23 protein-coding genes are annotated in these 25,457 nt (G+C 68.8%); 7 read left to right on the plus strand and 16 right to left on the minus strand.

What is annotated here, in order from left to right; all coding sequences use genetic code 11:
• Positions 1-43: 43 nt before the first annotated feature.
• The 7 genes from QFZ53_RS08665 to QFZ53_RS08695 all read right to left on the minus strand — a co-directional run bounded on the left by QFZ53_RS08665 (position 44) and on the right by QFZ53_RS08695 (position 7,195).
• On the minus strand, positions 44-736 hold the full coding sequence (locus QFZ53_RS08665; RefSeq protein ID WP_307295481.1) for an ABC transporter ATP-binding protein: 693 nt from the start codon (positions 734-736) through the stop codon (positions 44-46).
• Positions 733-2,511: a branched-chain amino acid ABC transporter ATP-binding protein/permease gene (locus tag QFZ53_RS08670; RefSeq protein ID WP_307295482.1), complete on the minus strand. Its 1,779-nt coding sequence runs from the start codon at positions 2,509-2,511 to the stop codon at positions 733-735. Before QFZ53_RS08670 ends, QFZ53_RS08665 begins: the two co-directional genes overlap by 4 nt.
• Positions 2,498-3,358 carry an ABC transporter permease subunit gene (locus QFZ53_RS08675; RefSeq protein WP_292906529.1) on the minus strand — a complete coding sequence of 287 codons (861 nt, stop codon included), beginning with the start codon at positions 3,356-3,358 and terminating at the stop codon, positions 2,498-2,500. The genes QFZ53_RS08670 and QFZ53_RS08675 overlap by 14 nt, the downstream gene beginning before the upstream one ends.
• 171 nt (positions 3,359-3,529) lie before the next feature.
• The gene (locus QFZ53_RS08680; RefSeq protein ID WP_307295483.1) at positions 3,530-4,696 is read right to left on the minus strand and encodes an ABC transporter substrate-binding protein; all 1,167 of its coding nucleotides are present in this window, start codon (positions 4,694-4,696) and stop codon (positions 3,530-3,532) included.
• A gap of 43 nt (positions 4,697-4,739) precedes the next feature.
• Positions 4,740-5,129, minus strand: a complete 390-nt coding sequence (locus tag QFZ53_RS08685; protein WP_292906533.1) for a nuclear transport factor 2 family protein — start codon at positions 5,127-5,129, stop codon at positions 4,740-4,742.
• 46 nt (positions 5,130-5,175) lie between these two features.
• Positions 5,176-5,964 (minus strand): MoaF C-terminal domain-containing protein, encoded by a 789-nt coding sequence (locus tag QFZ53_RS08690; protein WP_307295484.1) that lies wholly within the window; start codon positions 5,962-5,964, stop codon positions 5,176-5,178.
• Between the two features lie 274 nt (positions 5,965-6,238).
• Positions 6,239-7,195 (minus strand): AraC-like ligand-binding domain-containing protein, encoded by a 957-nt coding sequence (locus QFZ53_RS08695; protein WP_292906537.1) that lies wholly within the window; start codon positions 7,193-7,195, stop codon positions 6,239-6,241.
• A gap of 112 nt (positions 7,196-7,307) precedes the next feature.
• Here QFZ53_RS08695 and QFZ53_RS08700 point away from each other — a divergent pair, with 112 nt between their 5' ends.
• Positions 7,308-8,459: a DUF998 domain-containing protein gene (locus QFZ53_RS08700; protein WP_307295487.1), complete on the plus strand. Its 1,152-nt coding sequence runs from the start codon at positions 7,308-7,310 to the stop codon at positions 8,457-8,459.
• 2 nt (positions 8,460-8,461) lie between these two features.
• On the opposite strand, the gene QFZ53_RS08705 is transcribed toward QFZ53_RS08700, so the two are convergent.
• The gene (locus QFZ53_RS08705) at positions 8,462-9,856 is read right to left on the minus strand and encodes an MFS transporter (protein WP_307295489.1); all 1,395 of its coding nucleotides are present in this window, start codon (positions 9,854-9,856) and stop codon (positions 8,462-8,464) included.
• Between the two features lie 114 nt (positions 9,857-9,970).
• A complete protein-coding gene (locus QFZ53_RS08710; RefSeq protein ID WP_292906543.1) occupies positions 9,971-10,831 on the minus strand; it encodes a MurR/RpiR family transcriptional regulator in 861 nt (286 codons plus the stop codon).
• Positions 10,832-10,902: 71 nt separating this feature from the next.
• On the opposite strand from QFZ53_RS08710, the gene QFZ53_RS08715 reads away from it, so the two are divergent.
• Both QFZ53_RS08715 and murQ read left to right on the plus strand, forming a co-directional pair.
• Positions 10,903-11,802, plus strand: coding sequence for an N-acetylglucosamine kinase (locus QFZ53_RS08715; RefSeq protein WP_307295491.1), 900 nt, complete (start codon positions 10,903-10,905; stop codon positions 11,800-11,802).
• Positions 11,792-12,727 carry an N-acetylmuramic acid 6-phosphate etherase gene (gene murQ / locus QFZ53_RS08720; protein WP_307295493.1) on the plus strand — a complete coding sequence of 312 codons (936 nt, stop codon included), beginning with the start codon at positions 11,792-11,794 and terminating at the stop codon, positions 12,725-12,727. The genes QFZ53_RS08715 and murQ overlap by 11 nt, the downstream gene beginning before the upstream one ends.
• A 4-nt stretch (positions 12,728-12,731) precedes the next feature.
• On the opposite strand, the gene QFZ53_RS08725 is transcribed toward murQ, so the two are convergent.
• Positions 12,732-14,708 (minus strand): primary-amine oxidase, encoded by a 1,977-nt coding sequence (locus tag QFZ53_RS08725; protein ID WP_307295494.1) that lies wholly within the window; start codon positions 14,706-14,708, stop codon positions 12,732-12,734.
• A gap of 258 nt (positions 14,709-14,966) precedes the next feature.
• The gene (locus QFZ53_RS08730) at positions 14,967-15,551 is read right to left on the minus strand and encodes a TetR/AcrR family transcriptional regulator (protein WP_307295495.1); all 585 of its coding nucleotides are present in this window, start codon (positions 15,549-15,551) and stop codon (positions 14,967-14,969) included.
• A gap of 66 nt (positions 15,552-15,617) precedes the next feature.
• Here QFZ53_RS08730 and QFZ53_RS08735 point away from each other — a divergent pair, with 66 nt between their 5' ends.
• Entirely contained in the window at positions 15,618-16,145 is a 528-nt protein-coding gene (locus tag QFZ53_RS08735) for a hypothetical protein (protein ID WP_307295496.1), read from the plus strand.
• Between the two features lie 15 nt (positions 16,146-16,160).
• On the opposite strand, the gene QFZ53_RS08740 is transcribed toward QFZ53_RS08735, so the two are convergent.
• On the minus strand, positions 16,161-16,484 hold the full coding sequence (locus tag QFZ53_RS08740; RefSeq protein WP_292906550.1) for a DMT family transporter: 324 nt from the start codon (positions 16,482-16,484) through the stop codon (positions 16,161-16,163).
• Positions 16,481-16,846: a DMT family transporter gene (locus QFZ53_RS08745; protein WP_307295497.1), complete on the minus strand. Its 366-nt coding sequence runs from the start codon at positions 16,844-16,846 to the stop codon at positions 16,481-16,483. The genes QFZ53_RS08740 and QFZ53_RS08745 overlap by 4 nt, the downstream gene beginning before the upstream one ends.
• A 195-nt stretch (positions 16,847-17,041) precedes the next feature.
• Between QFZ53_RS08745 and QFZ53_RS08750 the strand changes: the two genes are divergently transcribed.
• Positions 17,042-18,484, plus strand: a complete 1,443-nt coding sequence (locus QFZ53_RS08750; protein ID WP_373426276.1) for a glyceraldehyde-3-phosphate dehydrogenase — start codon at positions 17,042-17,044, stop codon at positions 18,482-18,484.
• A 28-nt stretch (positions 18,485-18,512) separates the two neighbouring features.
• Positions 18,513-19,574, plus strand: a complete 1,062-nt coding sequence (locus tag QFZ53_RS08755) for a winged helix DNA-binding domain-containing protein (protein ID WP_307295499.1) — start codon at positions 18,513-18,515, stop codon at positions 19,572-19,574.
• Between the two features lie 18 nt (positions 19,575-19,592).
• On the opposite strand, the gene QFZ53_RS08760 is transcribed toward QFZ53_RS08755, so the two are convergent.
• Positions 19,593-21,035, minus strand: a complete 1,443-nt coding sequence (locus QFZ53_RS08760; RefSeq protein WP_292906554.1) for an XRE family transcriptional regulator — start codon at positions 21,033-21,035, stop codon at positions 19,593-19,595.
• Between the two features lie 112 nt (positions 21,036-21,147).
• On the opposite strand from QFZ53_RS08760, the gene QFZ53_RS08765 reads away from it, so the two are divergent.
• The gene (locus QFZ53_RS08765; protein ID WP_307295500.1) at positions 21,148-23,010 is read left to right on the plus strand and encodes a phosphoenolpyruvate carboxykinase (GTP); all 1,863 of its coding nucleotides are present in this window, start codon (positions 21,148-21,150) and stop codon (positions 23,008-23,010) included.
• Between the two features lie 124 nt (positions 23,011-23,134).
• On the opposite strand, the gene QFZ53_RS08770 is transcribed toward QFZ53_RS08765, so the two are convergent.
• Positions 23,135-25,018 (minus strand): ABC transporter ATP-binding protein, encoded by a 1,884-nt coding sequence (locus tag QFZ53_RS08770; protein ID WP_307295501.1) that lies wholly within the window; start codon positions 25,016-25,018, stop codon positions 23,135-23,137.
• Positions 25,019-25,109: 91 nt separating this feature from the next.
• Positions 25,110-25,454, minus strand: coding sequence for a UBP-type zinc finger domain-containing protein (locus QFZ53_RS08775; protein WP_292906557.1), 345 nt, complete (start codon positions 25,452-25,454; stop codon positions 25,110-25,112).
• Positions 25,455-25,457 lie beyond the last annotated feature (3 nt).

The raw sequence follows: 25,457 nt of genomic DNA on the forward strand, positions 1-25,457 counted from the left end.
CGCAGGACGGCGATCCCCGTGACATGAACGGATCCTGATCCGTTCAGCCGCCGAGATACGCGCGGTGCAGCAGCTCGGGATCGGACTTGATCTGCTCCGACGTCCCCTGGAACGAGACCTGACCGCCGGCGACGACAACGGCCTCGCGGGCGAGGCTCAGCGCGAGCTGGGTGAACTGCTCGACCAGCAGCACGCCGACGCCCGACTCGGCGATGGACTTCACGATCGGCATGAGCCGCATGAAGACCACGGGGGCAAGGCCCAGCGACATCTCGTCGATCAGCAGCACACGTGGTTTCGCCGCGAAGGCCCGTGCGAGCACCACCATCTGCTGCTCACCGCCCGACAGCAGCGCTGTCGGCGAGTCGATCCGCTTCTCGAGTTCGGGGAACTGCTCGAGCGCGGCGTCCAGCTCAGCCGGAGTCCGCGCGGTGAGCGAGATGTTCTCGCGCACCGTCAGCGATGGGAACACCGCCCGCCCCTGCTCGATGTGCACGATCCCGCGGCGGGCACGGGCGACGCGCGAGAGCTTGTCGATGGCCTCGCCGTCGAGGGTGAGCGTGCCGGCGGAGTGCGGAGTCACCCCCGACACGGACTCGATCAGACTGGTCTTGCCCGCGCCGTTCGGCCCGACGAGCGCGAGCACCTCTCCGCCGCGCACGGTGAGCGACACGTCGGAGATCACCGGCCCAGCTCCACGGCTGACGGTCACGCCGTCCAGGACGAGTTCACTCATGACAGCAGCTCCGTCTCTCCCATGTACGCCTTCACGACGTCGGGGTTCGCCAGCACCTCGGCCTGCGGGCCGCTCGCCAGCACTCGACCGAAGTCGAGCACGGTGAGCATCGGGCATACCGAGCGCACGAGATCGAGGTCGTGCTCGATGATGATCAGTGCGACGCCGTAGCGCCCGGGGAGCTCCCGCAGCCGTGCCGCGAGTGCCAGATGCTCCTCGTGCGACAGGCCGGCTGCCGGCTCGTCGAGGATGAGCAGTCGGGGGCGCGCGATCACGTTCGCCGCGACTTCGACCAGCCTCCGGGTGCCGACGTCGACGCTCGACAGGCGAGCCTTGGCCGGCGGGCAGCCGAAGAACTCCAGGACCTCGTCGATGTCGGATGCCGCGAGCCGCCGCCGCGCCACGAAGCGCACGTAGGCTCCGACGGTGAGCGCCGGCGGCACACGATCCTGCTGGAACGTGCGCCGAAGACCCAGGCGGGCGCGCCTCGTGGGGGAGAGGCCGGCGAGGTCGCGACCGCCCAGAAGCACGCGGCCGCCGTGCTTCGGCAGGAATCCGCCGATCGCGTCGACGAACGTCGACTTGCCGGCCCCGTTCGGCCCGATGAGGCCCATGATCGACGCGCTCGGCACCTGGAACGACACATCGTCGAGGGCCTTCAGCGCCCCGAACTGCACCGTGAGCCCTTCGACGGTGAGCACGGGCGCGCCGTCGAGAGCGGCCTCGTCGACGGTCGCCGTGGTCGTGGTGGTGATGACCGCTGCATCGGCTTCGGCATCCGGAGGCAACGCCGTCAGCGCCGCGCCCGCGGTCCTGCGGTCCGCGCGGCGCCAGATCAGATCGCGGACGGTCTGTCCCAGGTTCGTGCCGCTGGTCAGAGCCTGCACGCCGAGCACGCCGAAGACGACGAAGCCCCAGTTCTGGTCGATGCCCCACCGCTTGAGGAGCTCGGGCACGAGCACCCAGAGGATGCCGCCGAGGATCGCCATGTCGATGAGGTGCGCGCCCGACATGATCGCCAGGACATAGAGCGCGAGCGACTGCAGCGGAGTGAAGCTCGAGGCGAAGGGCAGTTGCACCTGGCCCGCGAGGAGACCACCGGCGATCCCGCCGAGGGCCGCCGACACGGCGAACGCCGTGAGCTTCGCGACCTGCACGCTCTGTCCTGCCGCCGCGGTGCCGCGCTCGGAGAAGGCGACGGCCTTCCACGACGAGCCCCAGCGCCCTCGCTGGAGGAAGAACACGCCGAGACCGCAGACGGCGAGCACGACGACGGAGAGGAAGAAGAACTGCCGGTCGTTCGAGAAGAGCTCCGGGCGCTCGATCGAGGTGCCGTCGACAGAACCGGGGAACTGGATCTGCACGAGCGTGACGTCGGCTGCGGCGGCGAATCCCAGGGTGACGACCGCGAGATTCACTCCGCGCAGGCGCAGCGCCGGCAGCCCGACGATGATGCCCACGAGACCGGCGGCTATGCCGCCGAGCACAAGCCAGACGACGAACCCGCCCGGCGCCTGCATCACGTTCAACAGCGAGACGATCCACGCGCCGACGGCCGCGAAGGTGAGCTGGCACAGGGCGATCATCCCGGCCGAGCCGGTGACGATCCCGAGTCCGAGGATGGCGATGGCCGCGACGACCGCGCTGATCGCCAGGAAGACGAAATAGCCGGGCAGGGCGGCGCTGAGGATCGCGCCGATGCCGATGCCGACGGCGGCTGCCGCGACGGCGAACGGCCAGGTGGACTTGAACCAGGAGCGGTCAGCGAGCGGCATCCCACACCTCCTTGCGCTGGGTCCACAGCAGCAGGACCACGATGAACAGGAACGGGAGGAAGTTGCGCACCAGGGCGACCTCGTCGAGCTGCGCGACCAGGCCGCCGAGCACGCCCAGCACGATGCCGCCGACGACGGCGAGGTCGAGCCGGCGGAAGCCGCCGAGCAGCGCGGCGGCAGCGGCGGGCACGATGAGCATCGAGAGTCCGGTGGCGTCGCTGGACTGCGTCGGCGCGACGATGATGATCGCGATGGCGCTGATGACTCCGGTGACGAACCACACCGAGATCGACAGCGGACGGGAGCGGATGCCGAGCAGCTCCGCCGTGGTCGGACGCTCGGACAGCGCCCTCAGCTGCGTGCCCACCCTCGTGCGGCGGAGGACGACGCGAACGACCACCGCGGCCACGACCGCCATCAGCACCGTGGCGACGGTCACCTGGCTGACGACGACGCCGCCGAACGAGAATGCCGGTCCCGCGATGATCGGCGTGAACGGCTGCGGTTTGTTGCCGAACAGGATGAACGACAGCGAGATCAGCAGGAGCAGAGGTCCGACGGTCATCGCCGAGCGGGTCGTCGTGGACGCCTCCGAGAGCCAGGTCGCGGCGATCCATCCGATCGCCGCCGACAGGAGCCCGGCGACGAGGATCCCGATGATCGAGCCGAGCCAGATCGGCAGGCCGAGTCTGCTCACGAACCACACGGCCGTGAACGCGCCGAACATCCCCGTGGCGGCCTGAGCGAAGTTGACGACCCGCACGAGGCGGCTCATCAGCGTCAGACACACGCCGAGGACGGCGTAGAGTCCGCCGGCGGCGAGTCCGGCTATGGCGCCTTGCAGCATGAGGCGTCCTTTCTGATCTGAGGGGGAGGAGACCCCCGGTCGTTGAGCGAGGCACCCGGTCGTTGAGCGAGCGAAGCGAGACGAAACGCAGTGACCGACGTTCGGCGCCGGGTGAGGCGTTTCGTCTCGGTCGCTCCGCTCCCTCGCTCAACGACCGGGAGCGAAGAGCGACTATTCGCCGATGCGCAGCCAGTCTTCGGAGACCTTCTCCCAAGCGTTCGTGCCGGATTTCAAGATGATCGGCCAGCCGGCGGTGTTCTGCGTGCCGAACGCGTAGGGCGTTCCCACCATCGGGTTGTCGATCGGGTCCATGCCCTGCAGCGCCTTCGTCACGCTCTCGCGGGTGATGTCGCCCTTGATGGACTTCAGCACCTCGATGAAGTACGTCGCGGCGAGGTAGCCGCCCTGGCTGAACGACGTGAGCGGGATGTCGTTCTTCTCCATCAGCGCCCGCCAGTCCTTGTTGATGTCGTTGTCGTCGGTGAACGGATAGAACTCGGCAGGCACGTAGATGCCGGCGCCCGCGTTGTCGACCGCCTTCGCGAAGTTCTCGCTGTAGACGCTGGTGAGGTAGAGCCAGGTCACGTCGTCCCAACCCTGTGCGTTGGCGGCCTTGACCTGACCGATCGCGTCGGGCTCGACGGGGTTGATCGCGAGAGCCTTGCAGCCCTGCTCACGCGCCTTCACGATGTACGGCGTGTAGTCGGATGCTCCGTAGGGCACGGTGTCGTCGACGTACTTCGGCTTCTTGCCTGTGATCTCGGTCCACTTGTCGATCGCGGCCTGGTAGGTCGGCCGGGTGGAGCCGGCGATCTCGAGAAGCACGCAGATGTCGTCGAGGCCGAGGACCTCAGATCCGTACTGCAGCGTCAGGGTCATGTCGTTGAACGGTCCGACGTTCGCAGGCGAGATGTTCTCGCTGTCGAAGCATCCCGTGTCCACGCCGATGCCGGGAATAGAGAGGATGCTCTCCTGCTCGTAGTACTTGGCGTTGATCTCGCACTCGATGAGGCTGGCCGAGCCCACGAGCGCGACCGCTCCGTCGCTGCCGACCAGCTCTCGGGCCGACGCCGTCGCCGTGGCGGGATCGCCCTTGTCGTCGAGCGCCTTGTAGTCGATCTTCTGTCCGTTCAGACCACCTTCTTCGTTGAAGGCGTCGAACACGGCTGCCGCCGCCTGCGACGCCTCCGGGAATGTCGCCGGGCCGCTGATCGTGTTGACGGATCCGACGACGATCGAACCGCCCCCGCTGCCGGATCCACCGTCATCGGCGCAGCCGGACAGGATGAGGGCTGCCACGGCGAAAAGGGCCGCGGTGCCTGCTACTCGCTTGTTCATGTGCGTTGTTGCCTCTCGGTTCTCGGGTGTTGCTGTGTGTCGTTCAGTCGCGCAGTGCGCGATTGACCAGCTCGGTGTCGGTGAACTGCTCGAACGCGGCGACCCGCCCGTCGGTCAGCCGCCAGACGTGCGCGACGCGCGCGGCGAAGAAGCGCCCCGTCCGGATGTAGGTGCCGGAGTACGTGCCGATGCCGACGACGACGTCTCCGCCGTCGATGACCTCGTCGATCGCGAGCGTGTAGTCGTCCCACTCCTCCTGGATGCGCTGGAACACGTTGGCGGCGACGGCATCCGGTCCGACGTAGGTGCCTGCGTACGGGAATCCCGCAGCCTCCGTCCACTGCACATCGTCGGCCAGCGGCGCCAGCATCCCCTCGAGGTCTCCCCGGTCGCTGGCGGCGTAGTGGGCGAGGATGATGTCTGCGTTCCTCATGTGATCTCCTTCTGTTCCTTCTGGGTCCCTGAGCCTGTGGAAGGGGTCACACCGGCTGGGCGTCGGGGTAGGCGACGGAGCCGAGCGGGTAGATGTGGCCTCCTGCACGGGAGTGCTCGGCGTCGCCGTCGCCGTTGAGGCCGAGGAAGATCCCCGTGGTCATGAGCTGATAGCCGAGGTCGTGCAGCCAGACGCTGGCGACAGCGATGCGGAACTCGCGGAAGCAGAAGAGGTACAGGCCGTCGGCGAACTTCCACACGGTCGACAGGTCCATGTCGCCGTGACCGCGCTGCACCCCTTCCAGGCACTGCCACGCGTAGCGAAGGCTGGAGACGTAGACGTGCTCGTAGAGATGGTGCGGGCTGTAGCGGTACACGTTGCGCTTGCCGATGAGATCGCGGCTCGGCCCTGGAACCTCGCCCGTCGCCGGACCACGGTCGGTGGTCGCGGCCCAGAAGTCCTGACCGACCTGCGGAACGCCCTCCACCGCCTCGGCGGCGATACGGGAGCGGACCACGGTCGCGCGGTGGGTCGTGGTCGAGTAGACGACGGTGATCGCTTCGCGTTCACGGCTCTCGAGAGGGATGTTCACGAACACGATGTCATCTCGCACGGCGACCGCGTCGTAGGGGTCGGTTCCGGCCGCCTCGAATCCGGTCCAGGTGACGGCCACGGAATCGAAGGAGAGCGCGAGGATCGAGCCGTCGTCGAGTGTCAGCGTGAGGGCCGTGCCGGCGAGGGTCGTGTTCGGCAGGCGGAACGCGTCGATTCCGGCGGCGAACTCGTCGTAGGTGCGCCACTCATCGAGCGCCGGGTCTGTGGAGGTGTCGGCCATGGGTGTCCTGACGTCGCACGCGGCGGAGCGTCGTCGCTCCGGGCACCGCGGCTTCGCGATGCGCTTGCCTCATGCTCGATCCGAGAGGGGCATCCGCTCAAGGCGTGCGCGACCATCGCGCGCCGAGAGTCAAACGGCGTGCCCTCCGGGGCAAGTCGGCTGGAGAGCAAAGTCCCCGCGCGTGCCACCATCGACGCTGCGCGCCACCATCGAGTGGACGTCGGGATCGTGGTGGCGTGTCCGGATCCGGGTGGCGGAGCGGATGCCGGGGGCGTCAGTGCGCGGCGCGGTACTCGCTGGGGGATACGCCGAAGGTGGTCTTGAACGCGCGGCTGAAGTGCGCGGCATCCACGAAGCCCCACCGTGCGGCGATCGCGGCGACCGGGCGATCGGCCAGCATCGGGTCGAGCAGGTCGCGGCGGCACTGCTCGAGGCGGCGTGTGCGGATCCACGTGGACACCGTGACGCCCTGCTCCTGGAACAGGCCGTGCAGATGGCGGGTCGAGATGTAGTGCGCCGACGCGATCGACGCGGGGCCGAGGTCGGTCGACGCGAGATTGCGCTCGATGTAGGAGCGGATGCGCTGCACCAGGGCGCGATGCGGGTCGGCGGACACCTCGTCGAGTCCGAGCTCGCGGGTGAAGACCGTCGAGACCAGATCGAGGGCGCTGTGGGCGAGGCGCGCCCCGGTCGTGCCTGCGAGCTGATCGAGGTTGCCGGCCAGTTGCGTCAGGTAGGGAACCACCATGCTCCCCAGCCCCTCCTGCCCTGAGATCCGTACGGCGGTGAGCTGGCCGATCATCTCAGGAGGCAGGCTGATCAGGTGCTTCGGGAACATCACGACCATGGTGCGGAAGTCCTCGTCGAACACCAGGGAATACGGGCGATCGGTGTCGTACACCGCGAGATCGCCCGGGCGCAGCACCGCCTCGCGGTCGTCCTGGATGAGCATGCCGGTTCCGGCGAGCATCAGGCTCACCTTGAAGAACGAGCGGTCGCCTCGGGCGATGAGCTCGGGCGTGCGCTCGACGACGTGGGAGGTCGCGCGCAGGTCGGTGACGTGGACCTCGTCGACGGATGCTGCGCGGATCATGCCGCGGAAATGGTCGGGTCCGCTGCTGGACACCTGGAGAGGGACGAACGACTCCGACACCGCGGCGCGGAAGTCGCTGATGTTGCGCGCGATGAGAGTCGACACCGATTCGGCGGAGGCCATGGGTGCACCGTTCATGAAAGATCACCTCGGGTGGTGGAACGACGACGTTGTATACGATCCGTTCCGTGATGCTATCACCGACCGTGCCACGCCGGCACGACTTCTAGGATGTGGAGCGGAGGTGCGCATGAAGGCGGTCGGCGACAGGGTCATGCAGGTGCTGCGCCAGCTGCGCGGACCCGACACATCGGACTCGGTGTTCGAGGCGACGGCCTTGATCGTGGGGGCGGTGTTCCTCGTTCTCGGCTTCGCGATCGGCTTCCCTGTGTTCTTCGGGCACGAGCTCACGATCAGCGGCACGGGATCGATCGGCAGCTTCGCCTCCTACGGCGGTGCGATCACGGCGGTGCTCGCGTTCGTCCTCGGGCGCCTCGCCGTGCGCCCGGAGGAGATCCGTGAGGACGCCGTGCGCGACGGGTTCAGCGTGCCGGGTGACCGGCTGCGCTGGTACGACCTCGCCGCGATCGCCTTCGCGCACGCGGCGATCGCCTATCTGGGCTGGCTCGGCGTCGCTGAGCTTCTCGAGCGCAGCTTCCTCGGGGCGCCGGTCTTCCCTTTTCCCGGGGCGATCCTCGTGAGCGTCGCTTTCGCGCTCACGGCGTACGTGGCCTTCCTCAGCGCGGTCGCTCTCACCCCGATGGTGCTCTCCCTCGTGCTCGCGGTGTTCCTCGTGGTCGGCGCCTTCGCCGCGATGCTCGCCTCGAGCGATCGCGACTGGTGGCGCAACAACCTGTCCGCGCTCGGCATGAGCACGAACAGCGCGTCGATCGCCTTCAACGCCACGCTGGTCATCGCGGGAGTGATGATCACCACGATCTCCCGCTACGCCACCGCGGGGCTCCCCGTCGACGAAGACGGGGCCCGTCGCGGACGCTTCATCGTGCGCGGGGGCCTCATCCTGATGGGCGTCTTCCTGGCGTGCGTCGGAGTCTTCCCGGTCGACGAGTTCTTCCTGGTGCACAACACCGTGGCGACCGGGATGACCGTCGTGTTCGCCATCGTCGTGGTGGGGTTGCCGTGGTTCCTGAGGTCGATACCCCGCGTGTTCGTCCTGTTCGGCTGGGCGTACGTTCTCGTGATCGTCATGCTCGGCGTCTTCTTCGCCGTGGGGTACTACAACCTCACCGCGGTCGAGCTGATCGCAGCAGTGCTGATCTTCAGCTGGATCATCGTGTTCCTCCGCACAGCGGGCTCGGTGACCGGGGGCTCCCGAGGCGACCCGGCCTCGGCCCGAACGGATCGGGTGCGGGCCGGGTCGCCCGATCTGCTCGCAGGCTGAATTCAGCCCCGACGCGCTCTGAGCGTGAACAGGGCCGTCAGGAGTCCTGCCGCGGCGATCGCGGCCGCGCCGAGGAAGGCCGCGCTGTAGCCATCTGCCGCGCTGGTGCTCGCACCTGCGCTCACCGCGGTGAGGACGGCCAGTCCGACGGCCGAGCCGATCTGATAGCTCGTGTTCACCAGGCCCGATGCGACGCCGGCTTCGTCGGGCGGTGCGCTGGCGATCGCCGTGCTCAGAGACGGGACGAAGGCGAGTGCCATGCCGGAAGCGGCGACCAGCGAGGCCGGCAGCACGTGCAGGACGTACACGCCGTCCTCCGGCGCGAAGGCCAACCACGCCACACCGGCGCCGAGCAGGGCGAATCCGGACACGACCATGGTGCGCGTCGTCAGCGTCGATGCGAGACGCGGGGAGACGAGAGTCATCCCGATCACGATCAGAACGGTCATCGGCACCAGTGCGGCACCGGCGGCGAAGGCCGAGGCGCCCAGGGACTTCTGCAGATACAGATTCAGGAAGAACCACATCGGAATCCACGCGGCTCCCAGCAGCAGCTGGGCGATGTTGGCGCCGGCGAGGTTGGGCAGACGCAACATCCCCAGGCGAAGCAACGGCTGCGCCGCACGAGTCTGTCGCGCGACGAAGAGGCCGAGCAGCAGCAGTCCTGCTGCCAGTGCGCCGATCGCCTCGACGCTGACCCAGCCGGCTTCGGGGGCGCGGACGATGCCGTACACCGTGAGTGCCAGACCCGCGGTGCCCGTGAACGCGCCGGTCAGGTCGACGCGTCCGGAGCTGCGGGCCCCGGCGGGGAACGCCATCGGCGTGAGAGCGAGGATCACGACCGCGATCGGCACAGTGATGTAGAACACCCAGGGCCAGCCGATGTACTCGGTGAGGACACCGCCGAGGAAGACTCCCGCGGTTCCGCCGATCGGTGCGGCCGCGCCGTAGACGGCGAAGGCGCGGGGAAGCTGGGGCGTTCCACCGAACAGCGCCATCAGGAGGGACAGCGCGGCGGGAGCGATCAGCGCCGCGCCCGCTCCCTGTACAGCCCGGGCGGCGATCTCGACCCAGGCATCACCGGCGGCGCCGGCGGCCAGGGAGCCGAGGAGCAGAACGGCCCATCCGATCGTGAAGACGCGTCGTGCCCCGAGGAGATCGGAGAGTCGGCCGCCGAGCAGCAGCAGGCCGCCGAACGCCACGACGTAGGCGTTGAACACCCACGACAGGCTCTCGGACGTGAAGCCGACATCTCGGGCGATGTCGCTCAGAGCGACGCCGATGATCGAGGTGTCCATGATGACGACGAACTGGGCGGCTGCGATGAGCACCAGCCCCAATCCACGGTGCGGTGCGTGCCGGAGCGTGTCGGCTCCAGCGCTCTGAGTCGTTGACACAGGAAATCCTCTCCATCGTGGACGCCGACGGCCGGCATCCCTCGAAGAGGTGAAGCTAATACCCCCAGGGGGTATTCCCGAATGCGGGAATGATCTCGATCGGCGACGTCGGAATCACTCCACGCGCAGCGGCCGAGTGGCGTCGGCGGTGCGCTGCAGCGCATGCACGGAGTGTGCGTGCCGACGCTGGGCGACTCCGATGAAGAGCGCGTCGACGAGGGCGAGCTGAGCGATCCGGCTGACCATGGCGCCGGCGCGGAAGCGTGACTCCCTGGCATGCGTGAGCAGGATGTGATCGGCTTCTCGGGCGATGGGGGAGTCGGCCGCTCCCGCGATGGCGATCGTCGCGGTGCCGGTGGCTCGAGCCGTCTGCAGGAAGCGCAGGGTCTCGAGCGTGGTGCCCGAGTGGGAGAAGCCGATCGCCACCGACCTCGTCGCCGTGAGGGCGGCGGCGGCGCTCGCCTCGTGAGCGTCCGAGAGCACGATCGCGGATCGTCCGATGCGCAGCAGCTTGTGGCCGAGATCGTCGGCGGCGAGACGGCTCGCGCCGATCCCGAACAGCAGCAGCCGTTCGGAGGCGTCGATCGCGTCGATCGCGGATTCGAGCACGTCGTAGTCGAGGTTGCCGATCGTCTCCTCGATCGCGAGCAGCTCGAGTGCGGCGATCTTCGATGTCGCCTCGCGCAGGGAGTCGCCCGCGGAGATCTCGGAGCCGAATCCGCGCGGCTCCTTGAACTGCACGGACTCGCGCCCGAGCTCGGTGGCGAGCGAGACGCGCAGCGCCGCGTATCCGCCGGCCCCGATCGCCCGGCAGAACCGCACGACGGAAGCCACGGACGTGTCGCACGCCGCTGCCAGTTCGTTGATCGTGCAGTCGACGACGATCGAAGGGTTGTCCCTCACCGTGCGGGCGATGCGCGCCAGAGACGGCGGCAGGGTCTCGACGGCTGTCGCGATGGTGGTCTGGATGCTCATGCCTGTCTTCCGTCTTGATTCGTGTCTGAACAATTGTTTCATGCAATACACGATTCACGTAGAGTATTTTCATGACCTCGTCCGTTCCTTCCGCGGCCATCGATCTCGGCAAGACGCGCTGCCGCCTTCTGCTGACCGACGGCGACGAGAGAATCCGAATCGACGGTGACGGCGCTCCAGGGCTCGCCTCCTCGCAGGGCGTCGACGCCGTCGTCGCGGCCATCGACGCATTGCTCAGGCATGTCGACGCGACTCTTGCGCATCTGGGCGTCGGCGCCGCGGGGGCGTGGGTGGCGCCCGAAGAGGCGGGCAAGCTCGCTCACCGTCTGGCCGCACGCACGGGCGCCTCCGTCGTCGTCGCCTCTGACGTCGTGACCGCGCACCTCGGCGCGCTGGGCGGGGAGGCGGGGACTCTGCTGATCGCCGGAACGGGGGCTGCGGCGCTCGGCGTCGACGCCGGCGGCGCACGCCTCGTCGACGGGTGGGGGCCCGATCTCGGCGACTTCGGCAGCGGTTCGTGGCTCGGTCGCGAGATGCTGCGTGCGGTCGTCCGCGCAGACGTCGGTCTCGGCCCCGAGACCGCGCTGACGCGCGTCGTCACGGAACGTGTGGGCGCGGCATCCGTCATCCCCTCGTGGATCGCCCGCGACGAGCCTCTCGCACGCCGCCTCGCCACTCTGGCGCCGTCTGTGCTCGATGCCGCGGAAAGCGGTGACGTCGTCGCCCTCGGCATCGCCGATGAGGCCGTGCGGCTGTTGACGGCGTCAGCCGCGGCCGCCTCGTCTTCCGTCGCGGTGGCTGTGCACGGCGGCCTCACGGATCACCCCTGGTTCCGCGCGAAGCTCGGTGCATCGCTCATGTCAGCGGGACGGACCGTAGTGCCCGCGGCGGGCGACGCCCTCGACGGCGCGCTCCTGCTCTCCCGCCGCACTGATCTTCCCCACGAAAGGTTCGCGCACCGTGCCGAATGACGATCTCCGCCTGACCGAACTGCTCGACGAGCTCTCGCGCCTCAGCACCGAGGATTCGACGACCGAACGCGGAGATCTCGATCTGCTCGAAACCGTCGACCTCGTGCGCGCGATGAATGCCGAGGATCGCGGGGTGCCCGACGCCGTGGCGGCCCGGGCCGCCGAGATCGCCGCCGCGGTCGACGGCATCACCGCCCGGTTCCGCCGAGGGGGCCGCCTCATCTACATCGGCGCCGGCACCGCCGGCCGGGTGGGCGTGCTCGACGCGAGCGAGTGCCCGCCGACCTTCGGCACCGACCCCTCGATGGTGGTGGGACTCATCGCCGGAGGCGAGACGGCGATCCGGTCCGCAGTCGAGAACGCGGAGGATGACGCGGACGCCGCCGAGAGGTCGTTGCGCGACCTCGACCTCGCTGAACGCGACGTGGTCGTCGGGATCTCCGCGTCGGGTCGCACCCCGTACGTCGTGGGCGGCCTGCGATACGCGCGCCGTACCGGCGCGCTCACCGTCGCCATCGCCTCGAACGATCACTCGGCGATCGGTGCAGAGGCTGATGTCGCGATCGAGGTGACCACGGGCCCCGAGTTCATCTCGGGCTCCACTCGGCTGAAGTCCGGGACAGCGCAGAAGCTCGTCGTGAACATGCTCACTACGCTGTCGATGATCAAGCTGGGCAAGACGTACCGCGGTGTCATGGTCGACCTGGTCGCGACAAACGAGAAGCTGCGGGCGCGATCGATCCGCACCGTGTCTCAGCTCGCGGGCGTCGGCACAGAGGAGGCGTCGGACGCTCTCGCCGCAGCCGACGGCTCGGTCAAGCTCGCGCTGCTGATGCTCGCCACCGGAGCGGATGCGGACGCGGCGGCATCCGCACTGGCCGCCGCCGATGGCATCCTGCGTGAGGCGATCGCCTCGCTCGCCTGACGACTCAGTGCCCGCAGGTGCAGGCGGCGCCCCCGCCGCAGCATCCGCCATCCGCTCCGCCGTGCGCCTGGGACGACTCCGGCACGTCCATCGCCGGGTTCTGATCGAGGAAGCCGTAGGGCTTGAGCCAGAAGCCTGCGTAGTCGACGGGCATGATCGGCCAGTCCTCGGGGCGAGGGAAGTGCGTGAGGCCGAACGTGTGCCAGAGCACGATGTCCTCCCCGTCCAGCGACCGGTCGCGGGCCGCGTACTCGGGCAGGCCCGCACCTCCCTGATGCGCGTTCGGGTAGCGTCCGGCCGGCCAGATCTGCCCCGGCTCGTGCTGTGTCGCCCACAGGTGCCTGGTCGCGAACGCGGCTCTAGCGGCCACGGATGACGCCGGATCCGCCATCAGGAGCGCGGTGGGCTCAGGAATCAGGTGATACGCGGTCGGCCGTCCGACCGCGTTCGTGCGCGATGCGCTCTGCACCTCCCACACCCGTGCGACCGAGGTGTCGGCGTCTCGCTGCGCCTGCTTCTCAGTGGTCAGCGGCGTCTCCGACCAGCTGAAGGCGTTGCCGAAGGGGTTCTCCGGACCCATCGGCACGCGCTGCGCGTCGATCTCGACCAGACGGTTGTCTTCGCCGTCGATCGCGACGTCGAGGCGCGCGCTGAACAGGTGCTGGTGCACCGGGGCGAACACGCCGGGGGCGAGCTCGGTGGCGTGTCTCTGAGGCACGCCCGGCTCACCCGCCCCGACGAACACGATGCCCGTGGCCTTCGCCACGACCTCGATGGATCCGTCGAGGTAGAAGTGCCAGTAGAAGCCGTAGTCGTAGTTGCCGATCGTCGAGAAGTACGAGACGACGAAGCGACGCGAGCGGCGCACATCCGACCGGCCATCGAGGTTCGTGTGCTTCCAGAGGATGCCGTAGTCCTCCTCGTGCATGCAGACGACGTTCGGGATGCGCACGGGATGTCCGTGGTCGTCGGCGACGTAACCGTCGAGGTAGCGGATCACACCGAGGCAGTCGCAGCCGAGCTCGAGGTGGTTGGCGTTCTTGCCGAGGAGGTACTCGCCGGCGTCGAAGTAGCTGATCCAGAAGCGACCAGGGGCGGTGTCGCCGTAAGGCACGACCATCTCGGGCACGCTGGCGCGGCTGAGCACCGAGCGGCCGTCGAAGGTCACGTCATGGAGCACGAGGCCCTCGCGCGCGTTGAAGCTCACCCGCATCGCCCAGTTCTCCCACTCGACCAGCGAACCGCTCACCGCGAAGCTCGGTCCTTCGGGCTGGCTGATCTCGATGGGCTTGAGGGTGGTGCGCGCCTCACCCTGCACCTCGGGATAGTAGTTGCCGTGACCGGCGGGAACGGGGACGTCGCCCACATCCTCGACGCGGATGACGCTGTTCGAGGTGAGATCGATGTGCACGATCAGGCCTTCGACGGGGTGAGCCCAGGGCGAGTCGTCCTCGTCGTATCGCAGGAAGGTCAGCGAGCGGATGACGCGGCGCCCGACCTCGTCGGCGCGGCCCGTGTAGCCCGGCGCGAGCGGGCCGCAGAATGCGAGGTCGATGTGATCGGCGAGACCGCGGCGCGTCATCGCGGCCCGCCACTCCGGCGACGCCTTCGCGATGACTTCGGCGCGCTCGTACTCCTCGAAGAGGTACTGCGGCTGCCCGTACGGTGGGGCGTCGTTCGGGACCCGCTCGGCCCGCACGACCTCGCCGCGCGTGATCGAGACGACGACCTCGGTGGCGACGCCCGTGGTGATGTCGAGCAGGGTCGCGTCGACTCGTCGATCGATCGGTGCGCCAGGCGTCCAACCGGCGAGTTCGGCCTTGGTGGGCTCATCCGGAAGGAGCATCGGCACCCGGACGGTCTCGCCCAGGAGGCCTGCCGCGTCGAGCACGGCGCGGGCTGCGGCGATCTCGGCTCCGGTGAGCGGATCGAGCGGGTGGGGGACGGCGAACTTCTCGATGGTGACGGGCTGGTGGGACATCGGCCTACCTCACTATTTCGAGCGAATGCTCAATAAACGGGTTGCGATGATGCTACGCCGGGGTTGCGGGCGTGCACAAGCCCCGCGGTGATCCGGCTGTCCGCCGGGCTGCGCCGTGCGAAACGTCGGAGTCGCCGCGCGCCGCGCCGCCTCCCGGCATCCGCCGACGGCGTGCCGCGCGGACCGTCCGACTTTTCCAACGCGCCGCCGCGCGGGGAGGGGGCTGCGTGCGGATGCGGGGGAGTGCGTTCGTGCCGGTCAGGAGCGCCAGGGGGCGAGGATGCTGTCGAGCACCGCGATGTGGGCGGTGGCATCCTGCGGCTCGGTCACTTCGACGACCTGCTGGCCATAGGTGATCGAGCGGAGCAGGGCCATCACGGCCTCGGTCGGGGTGCCCGGTGCGAGTTCGCCGTCGGCGACCGCTTCGTCGAGCGCGCTGCGGATTCCGCTCTGCCAGGTCGCGAGCGTCGGCGCCGCGGCGTCGGGTGCTGATGCGAGTGTGGCGAGGCGGCCCCAGAACCCGACGACGACACGCGCTTCTGCGCGGGTGCGGTCGTCGACCGGCAGTACTTCGCGCATGAGCGCATCGAGGCGGGCGAGGCCTCTGAGGCCGGCCGTGGCGATCGTGATGCGTTCGTCGGTGCGGCGGGTCACCTCGGCGGCCGCGGCGCGGATGACCTCGTCGAATCCGTCGAAATAATGCCAGAGCGATCCGGTGGCGACGCCGAGCTCCTTCGCGACGGCGCGCGACGACACGTTCTCGTGGCCGTCCCGCGCGGCGACGGCGAGCAGCGCCTCGGCGATCTGCCGGCGGCGCTCATCGTGATCGACGACGCGGGGCACATGCCCATCCTGCCCCATCCGAGAAGAGTGTGGCTATTTTGAGCAAATGATCAATATAATTCAGGCGTGGATCACGCACTGGCTGCGGCGCACTGGCTGACGGCGGGGGCGGCACTCGCCTCGGCCGCCGCCTGCGTCGCGGCGTGGCGTGCGGTGCCGTGGCAGGGGCGGCAATCCGCGCTCGCATCAGCGGCAGCCATGCTGGCCCTCGCCGCAGGCGAGGTCCCTGCCGGGATCGGGTTGCTCCTCGGGGCGGCTCTTCTCGTCTCGGCGATGCTGGGGACGGCGGGGGTGCGCGGGACGACCGCGGCCGCGACCTGCTGCCATCGAGCAGTCGGTTCTCTGGTCATGGCGGTCTGCGTCTTCCAGGGCGCATCCGGTGGGACCGCCTCAGCGCCGACGGCGCATGCCGGGCACGGGCTCACGGGAGTCCTCGCCGTGCTCGGAACCGTCGGCGTCGTCGGGATCGTCGTCTGGACCGTGGTGACGCAGTGGTTCATGGAACCTGTTCATCGCGGTCGCGCCGGTCGGTTGCTCGCTCTGGAGTCGTGGGCGATGGCCGCCGGCATGGCGATGATGCACGCCGCCGCCTGATCCGCAGGTCGCTGATCAGTGCGCCCCGCCGAACTCGATCAGCCCGACGCCGACGGCGATCAACGCGACGCCCGCGGCCATCACGAGCGAGAAGTGGTCTTTGAAGATCACTCGGCCGAGGACCGCTGTGATCGCGACTCCAGCCGCGGCCCACACGCCGTAGGCGACGCCGACCGGCATCCCCATCGCGAGGATCGCTCCGAGAAGACTGAAGGCCGCCAGGTAGCCGACCACGATCACGGGAATCCAGCGCTTGCGACGCAGCCCCTCCGATGCGCGCAGGCTCAGGGTCGCCGTGACCTCGCTCGCGATCGCCAGAGCGAGCAGAGCCCAGGTCACGACGTCGCCTCCTTCGGGTGACCTGCACGCGAGCCGAGTTCGACGAGGAGCACCCCGACGACGATCACCGCGATGCCGACGATCTGCACCGCGCCGAGCAGCTCGCCGAAAAGCACGGCTCCCATCACGGCGGTCAGCACCACGCCGATGGCCGACCAGATGCCGTAGGCGACGCCCACCGGCATCCCGCGGTCGAGGACGACCGAGAGCAGCCAGAGGGATCCGGAATAGCCGATCACGACCGCGATGAGCCAGAGCGGGTGCCTGAAGCCCTCGGCTGCGCGCAGCGACAAGGTGGCGGTGACTTCGAGGGCGATCGCGGTCAGGAGCGGCGGCCAGGCCGAGGGGCGGGTGCGTGTCATCGATCGCCTTTCTGCGTCTCGTGATGAGAACCTGGGGGATGCTCTCCTGATTCCCGTCGGGCGGATCGACTATTCCGCAGCGCGAGAGGATTCGTCGCCCTGTGCCGACCGCGCGTACCCTGAGAGCACCCCCGATGCTCCACCCGGCGATTCCGCGCGCCGGCCACTCTTCGGCGCGCGCTCACAGATGCAAGGATGCAGATGACCGACGTACACGGCGACGACTGGCTGGCACGCGAGGAACTGGCCGAGCGGATGATCCCGCTCATCGGCTCCCTCCGACGGGAACGCGATGTGATCACCTCGCTGCACGGGCACCGCCTGCTCGGGCTGTCGGCGACCGGCATCGTCGAGGTGCACGACCGCGTCGCGCGGCTGGGGCACGCTCCGCTGGCGCTCGAGGACACGCTCGCAGTGCTCGAAGCCGTGCACGCTCTCGCACCCGGGGCGGCATCCATCGACGTCGCCCGGCTCGTCGAAGGACGCGGCATCGGCGCGCTCGAGGAGTACCTCGCCGAGGCGCTCGCCCCGGCGTCCGGTGCCGTCGCGGCCGACCCCACGGACGTCGTGCTCTACGGTTTCGGTCGCATCGGGCGTCTGCTCGCCCGCATCCTCATCGCCCACACTGGTGGCGGCAGCGGTCTGCGCCTGCGCGCCATCGTCGTTCGCCGCGGCTCGGAGAACGACCTCGTCAAGCGCGCCTCGCTGCTGCAGCGCGACTCGGTGCACGGCAGCTTCGCCGGCTCCGTCACCGTCGACGAACAGGCCGAGCAGATCATCGCGAACGGCACGCGCATCCAGGTCATCTACTCCGACGACCCCGCCTCGATCGACTACGCCGCCCACGGCATCCACAATGCGATCGTCGTCGACAACACCGGACGCTGGCGTGACGAGGCCGGCCTCTCGCAGCACCTGCGCGCGAACGGCGTCGCCCGTGTGCTGCTGACGGCACCGGGCAAGAGCCCGCTCAAGAACATCGTGCACGGCATCAACCACGGCACGATCGAGCCGTCCGACCGCATCCTGTCTGCGGCATCCTGCACGACCAACGCGATCACACCCGTGCTCGCCGCGATCGACGAGGCGTACGGCGTCGTCAAGGGCCACGTCGAGACCGTGCACTCGTTCACGAACGACCAGAACCTCATCGACAACTTCCACAAGGGCGATCGACGAGGACGTTCCGCCGTGCTGAACATGGTCATCACCGAGACGGGCGCGGCGAAGGCGGTGTCCAAGGCGCTGCCGCAGCTCGAGGGCAGGCTCACCGGCAGCTCCATCCGCGTGCCCACACCCGACGTCTCGCTCGCCGTTCTGCACCTGACCATCGCTCGTCCTGCGACCAAGGAGCAGGTGAACGACTACCTGCGCCGGGTGTCGTTGCACTCCAAGCTGCGCCAGCAGATCGACTACGTGGAGTCGCCCGAGGTCGTCTCGACGGACTTCGTCGGCTCGCATCGCGCGGGCATCGTCGATGGGCTCGCGACGATCGCCGACGAGGACACCCTCATCCTCTACGTCTGGTACGACAACGAGTTCGGCTACTCCTGCCAGGTCATCCGCGTGCTCGAGACCATGGCGGGATCGCACCCGGTCGTCCTGCCCGCACGACGCGTGGTGACGCTCGAGAGCTGATGTCGGCGGAGCAGGGCATCATGGTGTCATGACGCCCAGCGCCCTGCTCTCCGAACGGCTGCGATCGCATCGGCTGACGGCTCCGGCCCGGTCGGTGACAGATGCCGCGGCGCACATGCTCGCGGTGCAGAGCCAGGAGTTCCTGGGCGGAAGATGGGCTCTCGGGATCCGCTCCTCCGGATCGCCGACGCTGTCCGCAGTCGACCGCGCCTTCGCGAACGGGCAACTCGTCCGGTCGTGGACCATGCGCGGCACTCTGCACATCATCCCCGCCGCCGATCTGCGCTGGGTGCTCTCCGTGACCGGTGCCCGCCAGCGACAGCAAGTCGCCGGCCGGCACCGGGAACTCGGCATCGACGCGGAGCTCCTGGCCCGCGTCGCACAGGCGCTGCGCACGAAACTCGCAGATGGCGGGCGCACCAGGGCCCAGCTGCTCGACGACATCGCCGAGCTCGGCATCGACCCGGCAGCGCAGCGCGGCGTGCACATCATCGGGGCGCTGTGCGTGGATGCCGTGCTCGTGCAGGGGCCGGTGGTCGCGCGCGACGGCGCCGTGGGGCGGGAGCAGCTGTTCGTCCTCGTCGACGAGCACATCCGAGACGCGCCGTTTCCCGACGATCCGCTGGCCGAGATGTTCGTGCGCTACATCGACGGCCACGGGCCGGCGGGCGCCGCCGACTTCGCCTGGTGGTCGGGGCTCACCCTGGGGGTGGCGCGCGAGGCCGTCGAACGCGGCCGGCAGCGTGTCGACGAGGTGTCCGAGGGGCTCTTCGTCTCGTCTTCGCGCCCTCGGCGGGCGTCGGGCGGCGACGTGGTGCGCGCTCTGCCGATGTTCGACGAGTACTACATCTCGTATGCCGATCGCGCGCCCGTCGCCGACGTGGAGGCGATGAGGCGCATCGGTCCCGGGAAGAACGGCATGGTCCGCGCGAGCCTGCTCGCCGACGGACGCGTCGTGGGCGCGTGGACGCATTCGGCGGCGGTTGGCAAGCATCGCGACGCACCCGTCGCCGAGCCCTTCGACTCCTCGCTCGACCCGGGTGCGGTCGTCGCGGCGCTCCAGCGCTACAGCGATTTCGTCAGCGGCTGAGCGTCGAGCGGTCCCGCCTCACTCGTCGGCGTGCCGCAGGAGGAAGTTGTACACCTCGTTGTCGTCGACGCCGGGGAAGGCGCCGCGGGGGAGCGGCGAGAACATGTGCGTGTGCACGCGCGCGCTCGGCCATGCCTTTCCCTGCCAGCGTTCGGCGAGATCCGCCGGAGGACGCCGGCAGCACGCCTCGTCGGGGCACGTCGACACGGCTCGATCAGCGGTCTCCCGTCCTCGCCACCAGCGCGCGTCGTCGAAGGGCACACCGACCGTCACCGAGAACTCGCCGTCGCTCGACGAACCGGTCTGGGTCGAGCACCAGAAGGTGCCAGACGGGGTGTCGGTGTACTGATGGTGCTCGGTCGTGCGGTTCTGCTGGGTGAAAGCTCCTCGCGCCTGGAACTTGCGGCACACGCGCTGCCCTTCGACGGCTCCCGTGACGTCCATGGGCAGGGGTAGATCGTCGTTCTCGTAGACGCGCGTGATGGCGCCGGTCTCATCCACGCGGAGGAAGTGCAGCGGCATCCCCAAGTGCTGCGTGAGCAGGTTCGTCATGCGCATGCCAGCGGCCTCGTGCGTCACGCCGAACGCGTCGCGGAAATCCTCCACCGCGAGGTTGCGGTCCTTCTTCGCCTGCTGCAGGAAGGTGACGGATGCGGTCTCGGGCATAAGGCACGAGGCGGCGAAGTAGTTGATCTCGAGCCGCTGCTGCAGGAAGTCGGCGTAGGAGGTGGGTGGACGGTGGCCGAGCAGACGGTGCGCCATCGCCTGCAAAGCCATCGATCGCAATCCGTGGCCGCCGGGGATCGACGCGGGCGGCAGGTAGATGCGCCCGCTCTCGAGGTCGGTCACCGAGCGCGTGGAATGCGGCAGGTCGCTGACGTAGATGAGCTCGAATCCGAGCTTCTCGGCCATGATGTTCACGGTGCGGTGGGTGAGCGCCCCCTGCACGTGCCCGGCCTGGCGGAGCTGCTTCTCCGCCAGCTTCTCGATGTCGGGGAGGTAGTTGTGCTGCGAGCGCATGCGCAACCGCAGCTCGGTGTTCGCCCGTCGCGCTTCTTCGGGGGTGGCGATGGCTTCGCGCTCCCGGCGCTGCAGTTCGCGGTGCAGGCCCAGCAGCGATTCGATCGTCTCGTCGCTCATGCCCTTCGTGACGCGGACGGGCGCGATGCCGAGCTGACGGAACACCGGGCTCTCCTGCGCTCGCTCGAGCTCGATCTCGAGAGCGGCTCGCCGGTTCGGCGGCTCGCCCGAGATGAGATCGGTGACTTCGGTGTGCGTCGCGTGCGCGATCGCCTGGAGCAGCGACAGCTTGGGTTCGCGCTTGCCGTTCTCGATCAGGCTGAGCTGCGAGCCGGCCACGCCGACCAGTGCGCCGAGTTCGTCGAGCGTGAAGCCGTTCTCGAGCCGGTGATGGCGGATGCGGTGGCCGAGCGTCGTGAGATGGATGCCGGTAGGAGACATTCCTTGATCTTAGCGAAAGAATCACGATTCTTATCGGCTCGAATCGCCGAAAGTCATCGAAGAGTCAGAAGAAGATGGATGCAACGGCCCCCACTTCAAAGGAGCAGCAGTCATGGCGATCGCCGAAGTCTTCACCCCTCGCGCAGCATCCGTCGCCCCCGTGCGCACGTTCGGGACGGCACCGACCTATGACACCCCCGCGATGACCGAGCTGGCCGAATGGGTCGACGGGATCGCCGCGCTCACGCAGCCCGCCCGCATCCACTGGGTCGACGGTTCGCGCGCCGAGAACGACTGGCTGCTGCGCGGCTTGGTCGACGAGGGCAAGCTCATCAAGCTCAACCCCGAATGGCGCCCCGGTTCCTACCTCGCACGCTCGCACCCGAGCGACGTCGCCCGCACCGAGGGCCGCACGTTCATCTCCTCCGAGCGCGAAGAAGATGCGGGTCCCACGAACAACTGGGCGCCGCCGGCCGAGATGCGTCAGAAGATGACCGAGATCTTCGAAGGCTCGATGCGCGGGCGGACGATGTACGTCGTGCCGTTCTCGATGGGGCCCGTCGGCGGTCCGCTGTCGCACATCGGCGTCCAGGTCACCGACAGCGCCTACGCCGTCACCTCGATCGGCATCATGACCCGAGTCGGCGACGCGGTCACCCGGCAGATCGCCGACGGCGCCCCGTGGGTCAAGACCGTGCACTCGGTCGGCGCACCGCTCGCCGAGGGAGAGCCCGATGTCGAGTGGCCGTGCAACGACGACAAGTACATCGTGCACTTCCCCGAGACGCTCGAGGTCTACTCCTTCGGCTCGGGATACGGCGGCAACGCGATCCTGGCGAAGAAGTGCTTCGCGCTGCGGATCGCCTCGGTGATCGCCCGCGACGAAGGCTGGCTCGCAGAGCACATGCTGCTCATCCGCGTGATCTCCCCGGAGGGCAAGGCCTACCATGTGGCTGCCGCGTTCCCCTCGGCCTGCGGCAAGACGAACCTCGCGATGCTGCGCCCGACGATCCCCGGGTGGAAGGTCGAGACCCTCGGCGACGACATCGCCTGGATCCGTCCGGGCGAAGACGGCCGCATGTGGGCCATCAACCCGGAAGCCGGGTTCTTCGGAGTCGCGCCGGGAACCGGCGAGTCGACGAACGTCACGGCGGTCGAGACGCTCTGGGGCAACACGATCTTCACGAACGTCGCGCTCCGACCCGACGGTGACGTCTGGTGGGAGGGTCTGACCGACCAGGCGCCTGCGAACCTCATCGACTGGGAGGGCAACCCGTGGACGCCGGAGTCCGGACGGCCCGCGGCGCACCCGAACTCGCGCTTCACGGTGTCGGCGGCGCAGTGCCCGCAGATCTCCGAGGACTGGGAGTCGGCGGTTCCGCTCGATGTCATCCTGTTCGGCGGGCGCCGCGCGAGCAACGTTCCGCTCGTCGTCGAGGCGACCGACTGGACCCACGGCGTCTTCCTCGGCTCCAACATCTCCTCCGAGCGCACGGCCGCGGCCGAGGGCACGGTCGGTGAACTGCGCCGCGATCCGTTCGCGATGCTGCCGTTCTGCGGGTACAACATGGCAGACTACTTCGCGCACTGGCTGAAGGTCGGCCGCACCCTGCGCTTCGACCGTGCACCGCGGATCTTCCAGGTCAACTGGTTCCGTCGCGGCGACGACGGCCGCTTCCTGTGGCCCGGCTTCGGCGACAACTCGCGCGTCGTCGACTGGATCATCCGCCGGGTCTCGGGTGAGGTGGGCGCGGTCGACAGCCCGATCGGCCGTCTGCCGATCACCTCCGACCTCAACCTCGACGGTCTCGACATCCCCGCCGAAGACCTCGACGAGCTGTTCTCGGTCGACGCCGAAGCGTGGAAGACCGAGGCCGATCTCACCGAGGCGTTCTACGACACCTTCGGAGACAAGCTCCCGGCCGCGCTGCGCGCCGAGCTGGCATCGCTGCGGTACCGCCTGGCGAACGCCTGACACAGACGGGGCGCCGGCATCGGGGGATACGGCGCCCTTCCACCCCGCGAGGCGGGATGCTCGAGACGAACCCATGGCTGAGTGGTCTCGAGCATCCCGCCTTCGCGTTCTTCGAGAGGCCGGGTCAGGCCAGGAGCTGGTGGCGGGCGAGGTCTCGGTAGAGCGGAGTCGACTCGATGAGCTCGGCGTGCGTGCCGCTGCCGACGACGACGCCGTCCTGCAGCACGACGATGAGGTCGCTGTCGACGACGGTCGACAGCCGATGCGCGATCACGACGAGCGTGCGGTCGGCCGACACGGCGTCGATCGCCTCGCGCATGCGCTGCTCGTTCACGCCGTCGAGCGATGAGGTCGACTCGTCGAGCAGCAGGATCGGAGCGTCGGTGAGCAGTGCGCGGGTGATCGCGAGACGCTGACGCTCGCCGCCCGACAGCATCACGCCGTCTTCGCCGACGGGGGCGTCGAGTCCGAGAGGGTTGCGTTCGAGCACCTCGCCGAGATTCACGGCGCGGAGCACGCGCTCGCAGTCGGCATCGGATGCGGTGGGTGAGGCGAGCCGCAGGTTGTCGGCGAGCGTTCCGGCGAGCGTGGGAGCATCCTGCTCCACGTAACCGAAGTGTGCTCGCAGCTCTTCGCGCGGGTACGTGCGCGCATCGTGACCGTGCAGGCGGATGGACCCGCCTGTGGGGTCGTAGAAACGCTCGACCAAAGAGAGGATCGTGCTCTTGCCCGCGCCGCTGGGACCGACGAGCGCCACCCGAGACCCCCGGGGTACCGTGAAGGAGACGCCTCGGAGCACGTCCCGCTCGGAGCCGGGATTCGGGTCGTTCGACGGGTCGAGGTGCGCGTCTGCGAGCAGGGTGCGCGCTTCTCTCGCCGCCTTCTCCCGCGCGGCCACCACGTTCTCCGGATAGCGGAAGCGCACGTCGCGGAACTCCAGGGCCGGAGCATCGGGGTCTGCGGGGTCGCGGGGGAGCGACGCCGTGATCTCGGCATCCGCCTGATCTTCCGTGGGGAGGTCGAGGACCTCCTGGATGCGTCCCAGGGCGCCGAGGGCCTGGTTCACCGAGGTGATCGCGCCGAAGGTCGTGGCCAGCGGCATCACGAGCATGAACAGGAACATGATGAACGTGATCAGGGAGGCGATCGTGATGGTTCCCGCCGCGACGCGGAACCCGCCGACACCGAGAACGACGAGCAGCGACAGCTGCAGCGCGATGCCTGCGATCGGGACGACCAGCGAGGAGATCTTCGCGATCTGCACGCCGATGCCGTATGCGTCGGCGGCGAGATCCGACACTGCGGCCGTCTCACGCTCGGTGGCGCCGGAGGCGCGGACGGTACGGATCGATCCGACGGCGCGTTCGACGCCGGAGGCGAGTTCTCCGACCTTGACCTGCTGAGCGGTCGAGGCGGTGCGGATGCGTCCGCTGAGGGCGACGACCACGGTCACGGATGCTCCGATCACCACCACGATGAGCAGGAGCAGCAGGGGGTCGATCACGAGCATCGCGATCAAGGCCCCGAGGAACAGGATCGCGCTGCCGACGGCATCAGCCAGCCCCTGTGTGAGCACCGCGTAGAGCAGCGTCGTGTCGGTGCCGACGCGCGACACGAGGTCACCGGTGCGCCGTGCGTCGAACTCGCTGATCGGCAGATGCAGGATGCGGGCGATGAGCTTGCGCCGGCTCGAATGCACGACGGCGGTGCCGGTGCGCTGCAGCAGGTAGTGCTGATATCCCGAGAGGATCGACGAGACCACCACGAAGCCGACGAGCAGCCAGATCAGCAGGCCGAGGCCGCGGTTGCGCTGCACGGCGTCGATGACCTGGCCGACGAGCAGCGGCTGCACGAGCGAGGTCGCGGCTCCCGCGACGCTGAGGATCGCGACGACGATCAACGTGCGCTTGTGCTCGAAGAGGAACGGGAGGAGCTGACGGAACGTGGCGCGCGGACCGTCCTGCTGCGCGCCGCGTCTCAGGCGGCGGGATGTCGCCGTGCTGGACATGCGGAACCTCGTTCTGGAGATGTGTACTTCGACCGTACTTCGTGCCGAATCCGAGTCTGTGGATGGGCTGTGTGGTCGACGGAGGGGCGCATCAGCGGTGGATGAGCTCCTGCCAGTTCTCCGGCACGCGGCCTGCCGGTCCCGGTACGGGCTGATCTGCGGGATGGCTCCTCGGCGCCGCGAGCCTCGGCCCCTCGAGCGTGGTCTCGTCCGCATAATCCCAGTACCATTCCTCGCCCGGCTCGAAGCTCTGCATGAGCCGGTGGCCCGTTTCGCGGAAGTGGGCGCTGGCGTGCTGACCGGGTGACGTGTCGCAGCAGCCGATGTGTCCGCAGGCGGCGCAGCGGCGCAGGTGCACCCAGAACCCGCCGTCCGCGTCGCACTCGACGCATCCGGTCCCGGACGGCGCCGCGTTCGTGTCGATGTCGGAAATCATCAT

Source organism: Microbacterium natoriense (assembly GCF_030816295.1).
Classification (GTDB): Bacteria; Actinomycetota; Actinomycetes; order Actinomycetales; family Microbacteriaceae; genus Microbacterium; species Microbacterium natoriense_A.

Bases quoted from the DNA above. Each gene is read 5' to 3' on its own strand.
- QFZ53_RS08665 (WP_307295481.1), bottom strand. From the start codon at position 736: ATGAGTGAACTCGTCCTGGACGGCGTGACCGTCAGCCGTGGAGCTGGG.
- QFZ53_RS08670 (WP_307295482.1), bottom strand. From the start codon at position 2,511: ATGCCGCTCGCTGACCGCTCCTGGTTCAAGTCCACCTGGCCGTTCGCC.
- QFZ53_RS08675 (WP_292906529.1), bottom strand. From the start codon at position 3,358: ATGCTGCAAGGCGCCATAGCCGGACTCGCCGCCGGCGGACTCTACGCC.
- QFZ53_RS08680 (WP_307295483.1), bottom strand. From the start codon at position 4,696: ATGAACAAGCGAGTAGCAGGCACCGCGGCCCTTTTCGCCGTGGCAGCC.
- QFZ53_RS08685 (WP_292906533.1), bottom strand. From the start codon at position 5,129: ATGAGGAACGCAGACATCATCCTCGCCCACTACGCCGCCAGCGACCGG.
- QFZ53_RS08690 (WP_307295484.1), bottom strand. From the start codon at position 5,964: ATGGCCGACACCTCCACAGACCCGGCGCTCGATGAGTGGCGCACCTAC.
- QFZ53_RS08695 (WP_292906537.1), bottom strand. From the start codon at position 7,195: ATGAACGGTGCACCCATGGCCTCCGCCGAATCGGTGTCGACTCTCATC.
- QFZ53_RS08700 (WP_307295487.1), top strand. From the start codon at position 7,308: ATGAAGGCGGTCGGCGACAGGGTCATGCAGGTGCTGCGCCAGCTGCGC.
- QFZ53_RS08710 (WP_292906543.1), bottom strand. From the start codon at position 10,831: ATGAGCATCCAGACCACCATCGCGACAGCCGTCGAGACCCTGCCGCCG.
- QFZ53_RS08715 (WP_307295491.1), top strand. From the start codon at position 10,903: ATGACCTCGTCCGTTCCTTCCGCGGCCATCGATCTCGGCAAGACGCGC.
- QFZ53_RS08725 (WP_307295494.1), bottom strand. From the start codon at position 14,708: ATGTCCCACCAGCCCGTCACCATCGAGAAGTTCGCCGTCCCCCACCCG.
- QFZ53_RS08745 (WP_307295497.1), bottom strand. From the start codon at position 16,846: ATGACACGCACCCGCCCCTCGGCCTGGCCGCCGCTCCTGACCGCGATC.
- QFZ53_RS08750 (WP_373426276.1), top strand. From the start codon at position 17,042: ATGCAGATGACCGACGTACACGGCGACGACTGGCTGGCACGCGAGGAA.
- QFZ53_RS08755 (WP_307295499.1), top strand. From the start codon at position 18,513: ATGACGCCCAGCGCCCTGCTCTCCGAACGGCTGCGATCGCATCGGCTG.
- QFZ53_RS08760 (WP_292906554.1), bottom strand. From the start codon at position 21,035: ATGTCTCCTACCGGCATCCATCTCACGACGCTCGGCCACCGCATCCGC.
- QFZ53_RS08765 (WP_307295500.1), top strand. From the start codon at position 21,148: ATGGCGATCGCCGAAGTCTTCACCCCTCGCGCAGCATCCGTCGCCCCC.
- QFZ53_RS08770 (WP_307295501.1), bottom strand. From the start codon at position 25,018: ATGTCCAGCACGGCGACATCCCGCCGCCTGAGACGCGGCGCGCAGCAG.
- QFZ53_RS08775 (WP_292906557.1), bottom strand. From the start codon at position 25,454: ATGATTTCCGACATCGACACGAACGCGGCGCCGTCCGGGACCGGATGC.